The sequence below is a fragment of the Variovorax paradoxus genome (genome assembly GCF_029919115.1).
Lineage (GTDB): Bacteria > Pseudomonadota > Gammaproteobacteria > Burkholderiales > Burkholderiaceae_C > Variovorax > Variovorax paradoxus_O.
This window is the reverse complement of record NZ_CP123990.1, coordinates 1,227,640-1,243,008: the sequence shown is the minus strand read 5'-3', so window position 1 is coordinate 1,243,008 and position 15,369 is coordinate 1,227,640. Positions and strand designations below refer to the sequence as shown.

16 protein-coding genes are annotated in these 15,369 nt (G+C 64.6%); 14 read left to right on the top strand and 2 right to left on the bottom strand.

What is annotated here, in order from left to right:
• Window positions 1-104: 104 nt before the first annotated feature.
• Window positions 105-1,082, bottom strand: a complete 978-nt coding sequence (locus tag QHG62_RS06040) for a Bug family tripartite tricarboxylate transporter substrate binding protein (RefSeq protein WP_281149955.1) — start codon at window positions 1,080-1,082, stop codon at window positions 105-107.
• Between the two features lie 81 nt (window positions 1,083-1,163).
• The gene (locus QHG62_RS06035) at window positions 1,164-1,979 is read right to left on the bottom strand and encodes a FadR/GntR family transcriptional regulator (RefSeq protein WP_281151515.1); all 816 of its coding nucleotides are present in this window, start codon (window positions 1,977-1,979) and stop codon (window positions 1,164-1,166) included.
• Between the two features lie 184 nt (window positions 1,980-2,163).
• On the opposite strand from QHG62_RS06035, the gene QHG62_RS06030 reads away from it, so the two are divergent.
• The 14 genes from QHG62_RS06030 to grpE all read left to right on the top strand — a co-directional run bounded on the left by QHG62_RS06030 (window position 2,164) and on the right by grpE (window position 15,253).
• Window positions 2,164-2,994 (top strand): NAD-dependent epimerase/dehydratase family protein, encoded by an 831-nt coding sequence (locus tag QHG62_RS06030; RefSeq protein ID WP_281149954.1) that lies wholly within the window; start codon window positions 2,164-2,166, stop codon window positions 2,992-2,994.
• An 8-nt stretch (window positions 2,995-3,002) separates the two neighbouring features.
• Window positions 3,003-3,902, top strand: a complete 900-nt coding sequence (locus QHG62_RS06025; RefSeq protein WP_281149953.1) for an SMP-30/gluconolactonase/LRE family protein — start codon at window positions 3,003-3,005, stop codon at window positions 3,900-3,902.
• Window positions 3,903-3,937: 35 nt separating this feature from the next.
• Entirely contained in the window at window positions 3,938-4,906 is a 969-nt protein-coding gene (locus QHG62_RS06020; RefSeq protein WP_281149952.1) for a TRAP transporter substrate-binding protein, read from the top strand.
• Window positions 4,907-5,107: 201 nt separating this feature from the next.
• Window positions 5,108-5,554 (top strand): TRAP transporter small permease, encoded by a 447-nt coding sequence (locus QHG62_RS06015; protein ID WP_281151513.1) that lies wholly within the window; start codon window positions 5,108-5,110, stop codon window positions 5,552-5,554.
• On the top strand, window positions 5,545-6,843 hold the full coding sequence (locus QHG62_RS06010; protein ID WP_281149951.1) for a TRAP transporter large permease: 1,299 nt from the start codon (window positions 5,545-5,547) through the stop codon (window positions 6,841-6,843). The genes QHG62_RS06015 and QHG62_RS06010 overlap by 10 nt, the downstream gene beginning before the upstream one ends.
• A gap of 37 nt (window positions 6,844-6,880) precedes the next feature.
• The gene (gene garD, locus QHG62_RS06005) at window positions 6,881-8,488 is read left to right on the top strand and encodes a galactarate dehydratase (protein ID WP_281149950.1); all 1,608 of its coding nucleotides are present in this window, start codon (window positions 6,881-6,883) and stop codon (window positions 8,486-8,488) included.
• Window positions 8,489-8,519: 31 nt separating this feature from the next.
• Complete coding sequence (locus tag QHG62_RS06000) at window positions 8,520-9,281, top strand: SDR family NAD(P)-dependent oxidoreductase (RefSeq protein WP_281149949.1); 762 nt, start codon at window positions 8,520-8,522, stop codon at window positions 9,279-9,281.
• A gap of 68 nt (window positions 9,282-9,349) precedes the next feature.
• On the top strand, window positions 9,350-10,336 hold the full coding sequence (locus QHG62_RS05995; RefSeq protein WP_281149948.1) for a Bug family tripartite tricarboxylate transporter substrate binding protein: 987 nt from the start codon (window positions 9,350-9,352) through the stop codon (window positions 10,334-10,336).
• Window positions 10,333-11,421 (top strand): lactonase family protein, encoded by a 1,089-nt coding sequence (locus tag QHG62_RS05990; protein ID WP_281149946.1) that lies wholly within the window; start codon window positions 10,333-10,335, stop codon window positions 11,419-11,421. The genes QHG62_RS05995 and QHG62_RS05990 overlap by 4 nt, the downstream gene beginning before the upstream one ends.
• A gap of 38 nt (window positions 11,422-11,459) precedes the next feature.
• Window positions 11,460-12,452 carry a Bug family tripartite tricarboxylate transporter substrate binding protein gene (locus tag QHG62_RS05985; RefSeq protein WP_281149945.1) on the top strand — a complete coding sequence of 331 codons (993 nt, stop codon included), beginning with the start codon at window positions 11,460-11,462 and terminating at the stop codon, window positions 12,450-12,452.
• A gap of 148 nt (window positions 12,453-12,600) precedes the next feature.
• Window positions 12,601-13,452, top strand: coding sequence for an archaetidylserine decarboxylase (asd, locus tag QHG62_RS05980; RefSeq protein WP_281149944.1), 852 nt, complete (start codon window positions 12,601-12,603; stop codon window positions 13,450-13,452).
• A gap of 176 nt (window positions 13,453-13,628) precedes the next feature.
• Entirely contained in the window at window positions 13,629-14,078 is a 450-nt protein-coding gene (locus QHG62_RS05975; protein ID WP_281149943.1) for a winged helix-turn-helix transcriptional regulator, read from the top strand.
• A 94-nt stretch (window positions 14,079-14,172) separates the two neighbouring features.
• A complete protein-coding gene (locus tag QHG62_RS05970; protein ID WP_012746856.1) occupies window positions 14,173-14,523 on the top strand; it encodes an FKBP-type peptidyl-prolyl cis-trans isomerase in 351 nt (116 codons plus the stop codon).
• Window positions 14,524-14,677: 154 nt separating this feature from the next.
• The gene (grpE, locus tag QHG62_RS05965) at window positions 14,678-15,253 is read left to right on the top strand and encodes a nucleotide exchange factor GrpE (RefSeq protein WP_281149942.1); all 576 of its coding nucleotides are present in this window, start codon (window positions 14,678-14,680) and stop codon (window positions 15,251-15,253) included.
• Window positions 15,254-15,369: the final 116 nt, after the last annotated feature.

Here is a 15,369-nt window from a genome sequence, read left to right as displayed (position 1 = left end):
TCAACGGGAACGAGAGCAGGCCGGAGCCCATGATGGATTTGAGTTCTTGAGGATTCATCGAGACACCAATGAGAGTGAGTTAAAAAATGGATCGGGAGGGCCGGTCAGTCCAGCTTGATGCCGGCGTCGGCAACCACCTTGGCCCAACGTGCGCGTTCCTTGCCGAAGAACTGCTCTTCTTCGGCCGGGGCCATGGTCACGACCTCGGCGCCCTGCCCTGCAAGGCGCGAGCGGATGTCGGCCGCGCGAATGACGGTGATCAGTTCCTTGTTGAGACGCTGGACGATGGCGTCCGGCGTGCCCTTGGCAACCCGCACCCCTTGCCACGTGCCCGACTCGAAACCGGCCACGCCCTGCTCCGCAATGGTGGGCACTTCGCCGATGAGCGGCATGCGCGTCGACTTGGAAACGCCGAGCACCTTGAGCTTGCCGCTTTGAACATGCGGCAAGGTGGCAAGCATGCCGTTCATCAGTATCTGGGTCTGGCCTGCAACGGTGTCTTGCACCGCCTGCACGCCGCCCTTGTAGGGCACGTATTGCCAACGCGCGCCGCTGGCACGCTCGAGCGCCACGCCGGCAAGGTGCGGTGCGCTGCCGGTGGCGGTCACCGCAAAATTGACTTCCGACTTCTTCGACAGTGCGACCAGTTCCTTCAGGTTGTTGGCCTGGACCGACGGGTGCACCACCAGCAGGTGGGGCGAATAGGCCAGCATGGTCACGCCGCGCAGGTCCTTCGACGGATCGAACGACAGCTTGGTGTAGACAGAGGGGCTGATGGCGAGCGCGCCCACGTCGCACAACAGAAGCGTGTAGCCATCGGGCCTGGACTTGGCGACGTAGTCGGCGCCGAGGTTGCCGTTGGCACCGGGCTTGTTCTCGACGATGACCGGCTGGCCGAGTGCTTCCGACAGCGGCTGGCTGATGGAGCGGGCAATGATGTCGGACGAACCGCCGGGCGGGTAAGGCACCACAATACGAATCGGCTTCGATGGCCAGTTGTCGGCTGCATGCGCAGCGCCGCTGGCTGCAAGCACCCCGCCGCCGAGGGCACCGAGCACCAGATCACGTCTTTTCAAGCTCATTCAAGTCTCCAGCTGGTTTGTGTTGTCAGTCATCGTACAACCACAAACAACGATTGTCCAGCGTATTGCCGGAAATTTCGTTCAGGAAGCCGCCGGCGGCTGCGTGGCGCCCGTCTGCTGGGCCGCTTCTTGCGCAACACGCAGCCGCTCACGGCTGTTGGTGAGATGAATGCGCATGGCCGCGCGGGCCGATTCGGGATCGCGCCGCGCAATGGCCGCGTAGATCTCTTCGTGCTCGCGGTTCACGCGGCTCAGGTATTCGCCGCGCCGGTCGTAGTTGCGAATGGCGGTGATGCGCGTGCGCGGAATGATCGTGGTGCCCAGGTGGCTCATGATGTCCGCGAAATACGGATTGCCGGTGGCCTGGGCGATCTGCAGGTGAAAGCGGAAATCGGGCGCCACGGTGTCCCCTGCCACCGCCACGTTGCGCTCGAAATCGTCGAGTGCCTGGCGCATGGCAAGCAGATGCTCCTCGGTGCGGCGCGAGGCGGCCAACCCGGCAGATTCGGTCTCGAGGCTGATGCGGAGCTCAAGCACCGCCAGCACGTCCACGGAGTTGGCGATGTCGGTCGAGTCGAGCCGGAACATGCCCGCCGCGCGCGGCTGCAGCACAAAGGTGCCGACACCGTGATGCGTTTCAACCAGCCCGGCGGCCTGCAGCTTGGACAGCGCTTCGCGCACCACGGTGCGGCTCACGCCGAACGACTTCATGATGGCCGACTCGGTGGGCAGCTTGTCGCCGGGTCGCAGCGACTGATTGCGGATTTTCTCGCCCAGGTCTTCCACCAGCCCATGGGCAAGGCCGCGCGGGCGCGCGCGCCCCGCATAGGAGCCGCCGGCGGCGACTTCCGCCGCCGCGGTCGATATTGAGGGATTACCCGTAGCCGTTTGGACCATGGTCAAGATAATAATCCCCTATTAGTTGTACGACAACAGATAACTTATCACTCCAGCCCTCCGAAAGCGCCGCTCTATCCATCGGCCGGTTATTTGGACTGACCCGATATCCAGCTGAAGTTTCAGCCCAGCGGCCTCCGGATCCCTGACCGACAGAACCAACCCATTCCAAGCGCCAACAAACATGTCGACGTCCTCACAAGTTTCGAACAACAAGCTCCCCCGGATCCTGCTCACCGGCGCGGCCGGCGGCCTGGGCAAGGTACTGCGTGAACGCCTGCGCCCCTATGCCGGGATCCTGCGCCTTTCCGACATTGCCGCAGTCGCGCCCTCCGAGGGTGCGCATGAAGAACTGGTGCCCTGCGACCTTTCCGACAAAGCCGCGGTCCATGCACTGGTCGAAGGATGCGATGCCATCGTGCACCTTGGCGGCGTGTCGGTCGAGCGTCCGTTCGAAGAGATTCTCGAAGCCAACATCAAGGGCGTGTTCCACATCTATGAAGCCGCCCGCCGCCACGGCGTGAAGCGCGTGGTGTTCGCAAGCTCCAACCACGTGATCGGCTTCTACAAGCAGAGCGAGCACCTCGACGCCAACGTTGCCCGCCGGCCCGATGGCTACTACGGCCTTTCCAAGTCGTTCGGCGAAGACGTGGCGCAGTTCTACTTCGACCGGTACGGCATCGAAACCGTGAGCATCCGCATCGGCTCCTCGTTCCCCGAGCCGCTCAACCGGCGGATGATGAGCACCTGGCTCAGCTACCGCGACCTCACCACGCTGATCGAAAAGTCGCTCTTCACACCCGAGGTGAAGCACACCGTCGTCTACGGCATGTCGGCCAACCGCGATGTGTGGTGGGACAACAGCGCAGCCGCGCACCTGGGGTTCGTGCCGCAGGACACGTCCGAAGTGTTCCGCGACAAGGTCGAGGCTCAACCGCCCGTGGCGCCGACCGACCCCAACGCCATCTACCAGGGCGGCGCCTTCACGGCGCAAGGCCCGTTCGGCGACCAATGACAGCCGGCATGCAAGCAGAACTCGTTCTCGACGTGCAGTGCGCAACCGGCGAAAGCCCGGTCTGGCGCGCGGACGAACAGGCGCTCTACTGGGTCGACATACCGGCCAGGCACCTGCACCGCTGGCACGCCTCCACGGGCGAACACAGCCGCTGGACCGGCGACGAAATGCTCGCCTGCATCGCGCCGCGCGCGGGCCACCCGGGCGAATGGATCGCCGGCATGGAGAGCGGCCTGTTCGCGATTGCAACCCGCGCCGATGGCACGCTGGCCGCGAGCCCCATTGCCAGCGCGGCGCACGCCGAACACGGCATGCGCTTCAACGACGGCCGCTGCGACCGCCAGGGCCGCTTCTGGGCCGGCACCATGCAAATGGACATGGCAGCGGCCCATGAGGTCGGCCGCGTCTACCGCTACCACGCCGACGTGAACGCGGGCGCCGCATTGCGTCCGCAGTTCGAACACATGATTGTTCCGAACGGCCTCGCCTTCAGCCCCGACGGCAAGACGATGTATCTCTCGGATTCGCATCCGCTGGTTCAGACCATCTGGGCCTTCGACTACGACACCGACACCGGCACGCCGCACAGCCGCCGCGTGTTCGTCGACATGAAGCCGCTGCCCGGCCGGCCGGACGGCGCAGCCGTCGACGTCGACGGCTGCTACTGGATCTGCGGCAACGACGCGGGCCTGGTGCACCGCTTCACGCCTGACGGCAAGCTCGACCGCTCGCTCGAAGTGCCTGTGAAGAAGCCCGCGATGTGCGCATTTGGCGGCCCGCAACTCGACACGCTCTTCGTGACTTCGATCCGCCCCGGAGGCGACCTGTCCGACCAGCCGCTGGCGGGCGGCGTTTTTGCGCTGCGTCCTGGCGTCAAGGGCCTGCCGGAACCCGAATGCCGTTTCTGATTGCCTTTTAACCACCAACCCGAAGAGGAAGACAAATGAAATACAACCGCCACCTGATCGCGCTGGCCGCCGGTCTCTGCGCCATGGCTGCAAACGCCGTCGAGTTCCGCTCGGCCGACGTGCACAACAGCGATGACTACCCCACCGTCGCAGCCGTCAAGCACATGAGCGAACTGCTCGAGAAGCGCAGCAACGGCAAGTACAAGATCAAGGTGTTCAACAAGAGCGCACTCGGCAGCGAAAAGGAAACGCTCGACCAGGTCAAGATCGGCGCGCTCGAAATGAACCGCGTCAACATCAGCGCGCTGAATTCGATCTGCCCCAAGACGCTGGTGCCGACGATGCCTTTCCTGTTCGACTCGATCGCCCATATGCGCAAGTCGCTCGACGGTCCCATCGGCGACGAAATCCTGAAGGGCTGCGAGCACGAAGGCCTGGTGGGCCTGGCCTTCTATGACAGCGGCGCCCGCTCGATCTACGCCAAGAAGCCCGTCAAGACGCTGGCCGATGCCAAGGGCCTGAAGATCCGCGTGCAGCAATCCGACCTGTGGGTTGCCCTGGTAAGCGCCATGGGCGCCAACGCCACGCCAATGCCTGCCGGCGAGGTGTTCACCGCGCTCAAGACCGGCCTCATCGACGCCGCCGAAAACAACATTCCTTCGTACGACGGCTTCAAGCACTACGAAGCAGTGAAGTTCTATTCGCGCACCGAACACTCCATGGCGCCCGAAATGCTCGTGATGTCCAAGGCCATCTACGACAAGCTGCCCAAGGCCGACCAGGACCTGTTCCGCGCAACGGCCAAGGAATCGGTGGCCTTCCAGCGCAAGAAGTGGGACGAGCAGGAAGCCAAGTCGCTCGAAGTCGTGACCAAGGGCGGCGCCCAGATCGTTGCCGATGTGGACAAGGCCTCGTTCCGCTCGGCGATGACCCCGGTCTACACGAAGTTCATTTCCACGCCTGATCTGCAGCGCCTCGTCAAGGCCGTTCAAGACAACAAGTAACGTGCCCCGGCCCTCCCTCCTCCCGAGGGAGGGCCTCTTTCCATATTCAGGGAAATTCCCATGACACTTACCGTCCCCGCGGTAGACACGATGGCAACCGGCGTGCCCGTCGAGCTCGAAGACCTTGTCAATCCTGATGGACGTCCGCCGTCCAATCACGCCTATTCGCGCTTTTGCGCTTTTCTTTCCAAGGCGAGCCTGATGCTCGCCGTTGCGATGCTCATCACGATCATCGTTTGCGTTCAGTACCAGGTGGTCGGCCGCTATGTGTTCAACGACACGCCGACCTGGGCCGAAGGGCTCGCGCTTCAACTGGTGCTGTATGTCACCGCGCTCGGCGTTGCCGTCGGCGTGCGGGATGCCGGCCACATCGGGCTCGACTCGCTGGTGGTGCTGCTGCCCGAGTCGATCCGCCTGAAGATCGAAATACTGATTCATGCGCTGGTTGCGCTCTTCGGCGCAATCATGACGTGGAGCGGCTGGGTCTGGACCACGCTCAAGTGGAGCGACATCAAGCCCATGATGGGCATTCCGGTCGGTCTCGACTACCTGGCCCTGGTGATTGCGGGCCTCCTGATCGTGCTTTTTTCGATTGAACATATCGTCGCCCTCCTGCGCGACGAAGAAGTGGTGCCGGCGTGGAACTGACTGTCCTTTCCCTTGTTTTCCTGGCACTGCTGGTGCTGGGCGTGCCCGTCGCCTTCTCGATCGGCCTTGCCTCCGTTGCCACGGTGCTCTATGCGGGCCTGCCCGTTGCCGTGGTGTTCCAGAAGATGGTCGGCGGCATGCAGGTGTTTTCCTTCCTGGCCATTCCGTTCTTCGTGTTCGCCGGCGAGCTGATGCTCTACGGCGGCATCGCGCAGCGCATCGTTCGTTTCGCCAACAGCCTGGTCGGCCATGTGCGCGGCGGCCTGGGCATGAGCAACGTGATCGGCTGCACGCTGTTCGGCGGCGTGGCCGGCTCGCCGGTGGCCGACGTCTCGGCCATGGGCTCGGTGATGATTCCGCTCATGAAGAAGGAAGGCTACGACGCCGACTACGCGGTCAACGTCACGACGCACGCCGCCCTGGTGGGTGCGCTGATGCCCACCTCGCACAACCTGATCATCTTCACGCTCGCAACCACCGGCATTGCCTCTGTCAGCGTGTTGAGCCTGATTCTCGCGGGCCTGATTCCCGCGCTGATTCTCACGGTGTGCAACCTGGGCGCCGCCTACTACGTGGCCATCCGCCGCGGCTATCCGATCCGCGGCGCGTTCCCGGGCTGGGGCGAAGTGCTCTCGGCCTTCATTGGCGCACTGCCGGGGCTGATGATCGTTGCGATCATTCTTGTCGGCATTCTGTCGGGCGTTTTCACCGCCACCGAATCGGCCGCAACGGCTGTGTTGTGGGCACTGGGCGTTACGGTGTTCGTGTACCGGTCGCTCAGCCGCAAGGACTTTTTCAAGGCCTGCGCCAAGGCTTGCAAGACGACCGGCGTGGTGCTGCTGCTGATCGGCATTTCCTCGGCCTTCGGCTACTTCATGGCCCTGTACGAAGTGCCGCAGAAGACCGGCGAGCTCATGACCAGCGTCTCGAGCGATCCGTGGGTCATCTTCCTGATGATCAACGTGCTGCTGTTCGTGCTGGGCACGTTCCTGGACATGGCCGCCACCATTCTGATCTGCACGCCCATCTTCCTGCCCATTGCCATGCAGTTTGGCATGAGCCCCGTGCAGTTCGGCATTGTCATGCTGATCAATTGCGCGCTTGGGCTCAACACGCCGCCGGTGGGCACGACGCAGTTCATAGGCTGTGCGATCGGAGGGGTATCGGTCGGGCAGGTGATGCGGTCGATCTGGCCGTTCTATGGTGCTCTTCTGATCTGTCTGATGCTCGTGACCTACGTGCCGGCGTTCTCGATGTGGCTGCCCGACCTCATCAACTCGGTGAAGTAACAGAGCAAAGACCCGCAACGCGAATCCCGCTTTCACGATGGCCGACTCACCACTTCCCTCTTCCCCGGCGGCGCGTCCGCCGCACCGCATCCACATGCACGCGGCGGACAACGTCGCCATCGTTGCCAACGACGGCGGACTGAAGGCCGGCGCCACGTTCGCCGACGGCCTTGTGCTGGTGGACAACGTGCCGCAGGGCCACAAGGTCGCGCTGGTCGACTTGGCCGAAGGCGACGCGGTGTTGCGCTACAACGTGGTGATCGGCTATGCGCTCAAGGCCATTCCGCGCGGCAGCTGGGTGCACGAGCGGCTGCTCAAGATGCCCGCCGCGCGCGAGCTCGAGGGCTTGCCGATCGCGACCGTCAAGCCGCCCGCGCAACCACCGCTGGAGGGCTACACCTTCGAGGGCTACCGCAACCTCGATGGATCGGTAGGCACGCGCAACATCCTCGCGATCACGCAAACGGTGCAGTGCGTGGCCGGCGTCGTCGACTTTGCGGTGCAGCGCATCAAGGCCGAGCTGCTTCCGAAGTACCCCAACGTCGACGATGTGGTGGGTTTGTCGCACAGCTACGGCTGCGGCGTGGCCATCGACGCGCCCGATGCGGTCATCCCGATTCGCACGCTGCGCAACATCAGCCTCAACCCGAACTTCGGCGGCGAGGTGATGGTCATCAGCCTGGGCTGCGAAAAGCTGCAGCCCGAGCGGCTGCTGCCGCCCGGCAGCATTGCGCTGGTGGACGAGCGCAACGTGGCCGACATCGGTGAGACGGCCAATGCCAAGCTCGACGTGGTGTGCCTGCAGGACGACGCCCACGTGGGCTTCATGTCGATGATCGATTCGATCATGCGGCAGGCCGAAGAACACCTGGAGCGGCTGAATGCCCGCAGGCGCGAAACCGTGCCGGCCAGCGAACTGGTGGTGGGCGTGCAGTGCGGCGGCAGCGACGCCTTCTCGGGCGTCACGGCAAACCCGGCCGTGGGCTTTTGCACCGACCTGCTGGTGCGCGCCGGCGCCACGGTTATGTTCTCCGAAGTCACCGAGGTGCGCGACGGCATCGACCAGCTCACCTCGCGCGCAACCACGCCTGAGGTGGCCGAGGCCATGATCCGCGAGATGGCGTGGTACGACGCCTACCTGGATCGCGGCCGCGTCGACCGCAGCGCCAACACCACCCCGGGCAACAAGAAGGGCGGGCTCTCGAACATCGTCGAGAAGGCCATGGGCTCGATCGTGAAGAGCGGCAGCGCGCCGATCTCCGGCGTCGTGTCGCCGGGCGAGAAAGCCAGGCAGAAAGGCCTGCTCTACGCCGCGACACCCGCCAGCGACTTCATCTGCGGCACGCTGCAACTGGCCGCCGGCATGAACCTGCACGTGTTCACCACCGGCCGCGGCACGCCCTACGGCCTGGCCGAAGTGCCCGTGATCAAGGTGGCCACGCGCAGCGACCTCGCCCGCCGCTGGCACGACCTGATGGACGTGAACGCAGGCCGCATCGCCGACGGCGACGCCACCATCGAAGACGTGGGCTGGGAGATGTTCCGCCTGATGCTCGACGTGGCCAGCGGCAGGAAGAAAACCTGGGCCGAACAATGGAAGCTGCACAACGCGCTGGTGCTGTTCAACCCCGCCCCCGTGACCTGACTTCATTCGACGACCTCCAAAGGAAACATCCATGGAAGACCTCAAAGGCAAGACCGCGCTCATCACCGGCGCCAGCACCGGCATTGGTGCCGCAGTCGCCATTGCGTTCGCGGCCCGCGGCGTGCGCGTGGCAGTGCACTACAACAGCTCCGCCGATGCAGCGAACCAGGTCGTCGAGACCATTCGCAAGGCCGGAGGCGACGCCTTTGCGCTGCAGGGCGACGTGCTCGACACCGCCGCCATCCGCGAATGCGTGAAGCAGACGGCGGCGCGGTTCGGCCGCATCGACGTGCTGGTCAACAACGCGGGCAGCCTGGTAAAGCGCGTGCCCATTGCGGAATTCGACGATGCGCTGTTCGACGAGGTGATGCACATCAACGCACGCTCGGTGCTCGCGTTTGCGCGCGAGGTGGTGCCGCTCATGCGCACCCACGGCGGCGGCAACATCATCAACGTGACGTCGGTTGCGGCGCGCACCGGCGGCGGCCCCGGCGCCTACCTGTATGCGGGTTCCAAGGGCTTTGTGAGCACGGCCACGCACGGGCTCGCCAGGGAACTCGTCGGCGACAAGATCCGTGTGAACGCGGTCGCACCCGGCGTCATTCAGACGCCGTTCCAGGACCGCTTCTCCACGCCCGCCATGCTCGAGTCGTTCCGCGCCGGCATTCCGATGGGGCGCATCGGCACGCCGGACGAATGCGTGGGCGCTTTCCTCTATCTGGCCTCCGAGCAGCTTTCAGGCTACGTGACGGGCCAGGTCATCGAAGTCAACGGCGGGCAATACATGCCCTGACGGAAGCGCGCCTTTTCCAGCCTTTTTGGGCTTTGCCGAATCAAGATCAATAACGGAGACAACAACCAATGAGAAGAAGCAGATTCCTGCGCGGCCTGGCCGCCCTTTCGGCAACGGCGAGCCTCTCGCTCGGCTACACGGCACTGGCGACGGCCCAGAGCAACAGCAACAACTTTCCGAACCACGCCATCGAGCTGCTGGTTCCCTACCAGCCAGGCGGCGGCACCGACGGCCTGGCGCGCGCTTTTTCAGAAGCGAGCCGCAAGCACACGTCGCAGAGCATCGTGATCGTCAACCGCCCCGGCGCGGGCGGCGCGATCGGCTGGACCGAGGTGATCAACTCCCGGCCCGACGGCTACAAGCTCGCGGTGCTGACGGTGGAACTGCTCACGCTGCCGCACCTGGGCCTGGCCAAGTTCAACTACGACGACTTCCAGCCGATTGCGCAACTCAACGCAGACCCGGCCGCGATCACCGTCAAGGCCGACGCGCCATGGAACACGATCGAAGAATTCCTGGCAGCCGCAAAGAAGTCGCCCGAAAGCGTGCGAGTCGGCAATTCGGGCAACGGCTCCATCTGGCACCTGGCCGCGGCCGCGCTGGAAGACAAGACCGGCACCAAGTTTGGCCACATTCCTTTCCAGGGTGCGGCACCCGCGGTGCTGGCGCTCCTGGGCGGCCACATCGAGGCCGTGGCGGTGAGCCCGGCCGAGGTCACGACGCATGTGCAGTCCGGCAAGCTCAAGGTGCTGATGGTCATGGCCGACAAGCGCGTGAAAGGCTTCGACAACGTACCCACGGCCAAGGAGCGCGGCATCGACCTGTCGATCGGCACCTGGCGCGGCCTTGGCGCACCCAAGAACACACCGCCCGAAGTCATGGCAAAGCTGCGCGAGATCACGGCCAAGACGGCGGCCGAGCCGCTCATGCATGAGGTGATGGACAAGCAGAACCTCGGCTATGTCTACACCGACGGCGCGGTGTTCAAGGAAACGCTGGCCAAGGACAACGCGTACTTCAAGGCGTTGATCGCCAAACTCAACATCAAGCCATGAACCGCACGCCCATCTTTCGCGCGCTTCGCGGCGCGGTTGCATTGCTGTCGCTGGCTGCCGCGGGCCACGCCTCGGCGGGCACCTGGGTCTATGTCTCCAACGCCGACAGCCAGGAAGTCTCGGTGCTCGAGCTGGACCGCGCCCTCGGCGTGCTCAAGCCGGTGCAGGCGCTGAATGTCGGCGGCACTGTGATGCCCATGGTGGTAAGCCCCGACAAGCGCGTGCTGCATGCCGCGCTTCGCTCGCAGCCGTTCCGCGTGGTCAGCATGTCGATCGACCCGGCCACGGGCAAGCTGCAGAAAATCGGCGAGGCGCCGCTGGCCGACAGCATGGCCAACATCGATCTCGACGCGAGCGGCAAATGGCTCTTTGCGGCCTCTTACCAGGGCGGCAAGATCTCGGTCAACGCCATCGGCAAGGACGGCGCCGCGGGCGCCATCCAGCAGTTGGTGCAGACCGGGCCGAATGCGCACGCGATCCACGCGGACGCGAGCAACCGCTTCGTGCTTGCCACCAGCCTGGGCGGCGACAACGTGTCGAGCTGGCGCTTCGATGCGGACAAGGGGCTGCTCTCAGCCAACGATCCGCCGTTGACCATGGCCACCGCCAAGTCGGGGCCGCGTCACTTTGTGTGGGACAAGGCGCAGCGCCGCGTCTACCTGCTGAACGAACTCGACGCGAGCCTGAACGTGTACGCCTGGGACGCAGCGCGCGGCACGCTCAAGCTGGAACAAAGCACCACCACGCTGCCCGCCGGATTCACCGGCAAGCCCTGGGCGGCCGACCTGCACCTGACACCCGATGGGCGTTTTCTGTATGCATCGGAGCGCACGTCGAGCACGCTTTCGGCCTTCAGGGTGGACCCGTCCACCGGACAGCTGAAGCCGCTCGGCCAGACGCCGACCGAGAAAACGCCGCGCGGCTTTGCCATCGATTCGAGCGGCCGCTACCTGATTGCCGCCGGGCAGGAGTCGCACAACGTTGCGCTGTATGCCATCGACCCCACCACCGGCGCACTGGGCAAGCCTTCGCGCATCGGCGTGGGCAAGAACCCGAACTGGATCGAAATCGTCGATACGCCGTGACGACGAAAACGAACATCATCATCAAAGGAGATATCGCCATGCAACGCCGAACACTGATTCGCACCGCCCTCGCCTCTTCGCTTGCCGCGGGCCTGCCCGCTTTTGCGCAAGGCCCCGGCAACTGGCCCACCGGCAAGGCCATTACCTACCTGGTGCCATTTCCCGCTGGCGGCACCACCGACGTGCTGGCCCGCCTGATCGGACAGAAGCTCGGCACGGTGCTGGGCACGAGCGTGATCGTCGACAACAAGGGAGGTGCCGGCGGCAGCGTGGGCTCCGAAATCGGCGCACGCGCGGCACCCGACGGCTTCACGATGGTGGGCGGCACCATCAGCTCGCACGCAATCAACATCAGCCTGTATCCGAAGCTCGGCTACGACCCGCAGAAGTCTTTTGCGCCGGTCACGCTCATCGGCACCAACCCGCTGGTGCTGGTGGTGAACCAGGCGAGCCCCTACAAGACCCTGAAGGACGTGCTCGAAGCGAGCAAGACCAAGTCGGGCGGCCTGTCGTCGGCATCGGCCGGCACGGGCACCTCGCAGCACCTGTCGCTCGAACTGCTGGCATTCAAGTCGGGCGTCAAGTTCACGCACATTCCCTACAAGGGAAGCGGCCCGGCCATCCAGGACGTGATCGGCGGCCAGGTGGACATGATGTTCGACACCACCGTTGTGGCTGGCCCGCACGTGCAAAGCGGCAAGCTGCGCGCCATTGCCGTGACCTCGGCCAAGCGCCTGGCTTCGATGCCCGACGTGCCCACCGTTGCAGAGTCGGGCATTGCGGGGCTGCAAGACTTCGAGGTGCTGTCGTGGCAGGCGATCTTCGTGCCCGCGGGCACGCCGGCACCCGTCGTCGACCGGCTGCACACCGAGATCCGCAAGATTCTTGCAACGCCGGAGATGCAGGAAAAGCTCAAGGGATTCGGCATGGAGCCTGCCGACCTGACCACGGCAAAGATCGCGGCCTTCCAGAAGGCCGAGGTCGAGAAGTGGGCCCAGGTGATCAAGGCGGCCGGCATCAAGGCGGACTGATATTGCGCCGGGGGCGGCGTGCAACCGCCCCCCGATCCGCACGAGGTGGCTGGGCTCCATACAAGGGAAGCTTCCTACGTCCGGACGCCGGGGGCCTTTATAGAATGCCCCTCCGATTTGCATTCCAGGCCTGCCCGGCCATTCACACGTGTCCGACCGCTCAGCCGTACTGCACCAATACCTGTTTCCCAAGCAGGCACTGACAAATTTTGCCGGCTGGGTCGCAGGCAAGGAACGCGGCGCCGTCACCACGTGGATCATCCGGCGCTTCGTTGCCAAGTACGGCGTCGACATGGGCGAAGCGCTCGAGTCGGACATCAACCACTACAAAAGCTTCAATCAGTTTTTCACCCGCGCGCTCAAGCCCGGCGTGCGGCCCCTGGCCGACGCCGACCTGGTGTGCCCGGTCGACGGTGCAATCAGCCAGTTCGGCGCCATCGAGGGCGACCAGATCTTCCAGGCCAAGGGCCACAACTACACGACCACCGCGCTGGTGGGCGGCGACTCGACGCTGGCGGCCCGCTTCGCGCACGGCAGCTTTGCCACGCTTTACCTGAGCCCCAGGGACTACCACCGCATTCACATGCCGTGCGATGGCCGGCTGCTGCGCATGATCTACGTGCCCGGCGACCTGTTCTCGGTCAACCCCGCCACCGCGCGCGGCGTGCCCGGCCTGTTTGCGCGCAACGAGCGCGTGGTGTGCGTTTTCGAAACCGGACGCGGCCCCTTCGTGCTGGTGCTGGTGGGTGCCACCATCGTCGGCAGCATGGCCACCGTGTGGCACGGCGTGGTCAATCCGCCGCGCGGCGGCGAACTGCGCGAATGGAGCTACGCCGACCAGGACATCGTGCTCACGAAGGGCGACGAGATGGGCCGCTTTTTGCTCGGCTCCACCGTGGTCATGCTGTTCCCGGCGCCCGCGCTGGTGTTCAACCCCGATTGGTCGCCGGCCCGTGCCGTTCGCTTGGGCGAAGCCATGGCCGACTTTGTCAATTTGTGAGGCTTTGTCTCAGAGCCCGCATGCTGTATGCACCCGTAGCTATAAAACTAGTAGCATCGTGATCCTTGCGCTATAGTCGCCGAGCAACGAGCGGCCATAGCAAGCCAACAAGAACGCGAGCACCGGCCCTGCCGCCAGGATCGATGGCCCGCCCAGCCCCCGAGGAGATGATGTCGATGAGTACCAAGGAAAACGCAGCCATCAGCCAGCTGCTCGCACTGCTCGAGGCGCGCTATGCACTGCGCGTGCTCTGGGCGCTGCGCGACGGGCATGCGCAAACGTTCCGGCTGCTGCAGGACAGTGTCGGTGGCATCACTCCCAACACGCTCAATACGCGCATCAAGGAATTGCGCGAGGCGGGCCTCGTCAGCCACGGCGGCGACGGCTACAGCCTGACCGTCAGCGGGCAAGACCTGCTCAAGCGGCTGTCCGACCTGCAGGCCTTTGCGGGCAAGTGGCAGCTGGGCCAAGTCAAGAAGGCCGCAGCACCAGCGCCCACCGCGCCTGCTTCATCGCCGGCCCCTGCTGTGCCCGCAGCACCCGCTTCTTCCGGCTCCGCGGAACCTTCGAGCCCGGCACCGTCATCCCCTTCCTCATCTACCCCGCCCGCCGACCCTGCCAATTGAGCAGGTCGGCAGGGCCGGCCGGAGGCATCGGTAAACTTCCAGCCTTCGCTGGTTCATCCATTCACCATCCAAAATCGACGCAAGGAGCGTTCACATGCCTACCACTCCCTCCGGCCTGCAATACGAAGACACCACCGTGGGCGACGGCGCCGAAGCCAAGGCCGGCCAACACGTGCACGTGCACTACACCGGCTGGCTCTACAACGACGGCGTGCAAGGCGCCAAGTTCGATTCGAGCCGCGACCGCAACGACCCCTTCGCGTTCTCGCTGGGCGCCGGCCAGGTCATCAAGGGCTGGGACGAAGGCGTTGCCGGCATGAAGATCGGCGGCAAGCGCACGCTGATCATTCCCGCATCGCTGGGCTATGGCGCACGCGGCGCCGGCGGCGTGATTCCCCCGAACGCAACGCTGAAGTTCGACGTCGAGCTGCTCGACGCCCATTGATCGTTCCCGCCACACTTGGCACGAAGGCCCGATTGCGGGCCTTTTTCATGCCTCAGCGGCCCTTTTGGCCGCATTTTTTCGCTTGAAATGCCTCCGACCAGCCCCAAGTGGCTGGCTATCGTTTGTTTCCCGGCACACGCCGGTTCTTTGAAAAATGTCTGACCCGCAACAATCCGCACAGAATTCTCAAATGCTGCAAGGCGAGCCAAGCCCCGAAGAACTGGAGGCCGCACAGGCTGCCAACGAAGCCGAGGCGCAAGACGCCCTGGCTGCAGCACAGGGCGAGCTCGCCGCACTGCAGGCCAAGAATGCCGAACTGGCCGATCAGTACCTGCGCGCGCAGGCCGACGTGCAGAACGCGCGCCGCCGCGCCGACGACGAGATCACCAAGGCGCGCAAGTTTGCGGTCGAGGCCTTTGCGGAGAGCCTGCTCCCCGTGACGGACAGCCTCGAAGCCGGCCTCGCCATCAAGGACGCCACGCCCGAACAGATCCGCGAAGGTGCCGAAGCCACGCTGCGCCAGCTGAAGAGCGCGCTCGAGCGCAACAAGGTCATCGAGGTAGCTCCGGCCCCCGGCACCAAGTTCGATCCGCACCAGCACCAGGCCATTTCGGTGGTGCCCGCCCCCGAGCAGGAGCCGAACACCGTGGTGAGCGTGCTGCAGAAGGGCTACACCATCAACGAGCGCGTGCTGCGCCCGGCGCTGGTCACCGTCAGCGCGCCCAAGTAATCCGCTCTACCGATACACACGATTCCCACAGGAAATCCCCGCTTCATACCTTGAATCGCGCTGGGTTATCCACAAGTTCATAACAACATATTTTTCAGGCTTTCAGGAGTAAAGAA

Coding starts and splice junctions, on each gene's coding strand:
- QHG62_RS06040 (WP_281149955.1), bottom strand. CDS start 1,082: ATGAGCTTGAAAAGACGTGATCTGGTGCTCGGTGCCCTCGGCGGCGGG.
- QHG62_RS06035 (WP_281151515.1), bottom strand. CDS start 1,979: ATGGTCCAAACGGCTACGGGTAATCCCTCAATATCGACCGCGGCGGCG.
- QHG62_RS06030 (WP_281149954.1), top strand. CDS start 2,164: ATGTCGACGTCCTCACAAGTTTCGAACAACAAGCTCCCCCGGATCCTG.
- QHG62_RS06025 (WP_281149953.1), top strand. CDS start 3,003: ATGCAAGCAGAACTCGTTCTCGACGTGCAGTGCGCAACCGGCGAAAGC.
- QHG62_RS06020 (WP_281149952.1), top strand. CDS start 3,938: ATGAAATACAACCGCCACCTGATCGCGCTGGCCGCCGGTCTCTGCGCC.
- QHG62_RS06015 (WP_281151513.1), top strand. CDS start 5,108: ATGCTCGCCGTTGCGATGCTCATCACGATCATCGTTTGCGTTCAGTAC.
- garD (WP_281149950.1), top strand. CDS start 6,881: ATGGCCGACTCACCACTTCCCTCTTCCCCGGCGGCGCGTCCGCCGCAC.
- QHG62_RS06000 (WP_281149949.1), top strand. CDS start 8,520: ATGGAAGACCTCAAAGGCAAGACCGCGCTCATCACCGGCGCCAGCACC.
- QHG62_RS05995 (WP_281149948.1), top strand. CDS start 9,350: ATGAGAAGAAGCAGATTCCTGCGCGGCCTGGCCGCCCTTTCGGCAACG.
- QHG62_RS05990 (WP_281149946.1), top strand. CDS start 10,333: ATGAACCGCACGCCCATCTTTCGCGCGCTTCGCGGCGCGGTTGCATTG.
- QHG62_RS05985 (WP_281149945.1), top strand. CDS start 11,460: ATGCAACGCCGAACACTGATTCGCACCGCCCTCGCCTCTTCGCTTGCC.
- QHG62_RS05975 (WP_281149943.1), top strand. CDS start 13,629: ATGAGTACCAAGGAAAACGCAGCCATCAGCCAGCTGCTCGCACTGCTC.
- QHG62_RS05970 (WP_012746856.1), top strand. CDS start 14,173: ATGCCTACCACTCCCTCCGGCCTGCAATACGAAGACACCACCGTGGGC.
- grpE (WP_281149942.1), top strand. CDS start 14,678: ATGTCTGACCCGCAACAATCCGCACAGAATTCTCAAATGCTGCAAGGC.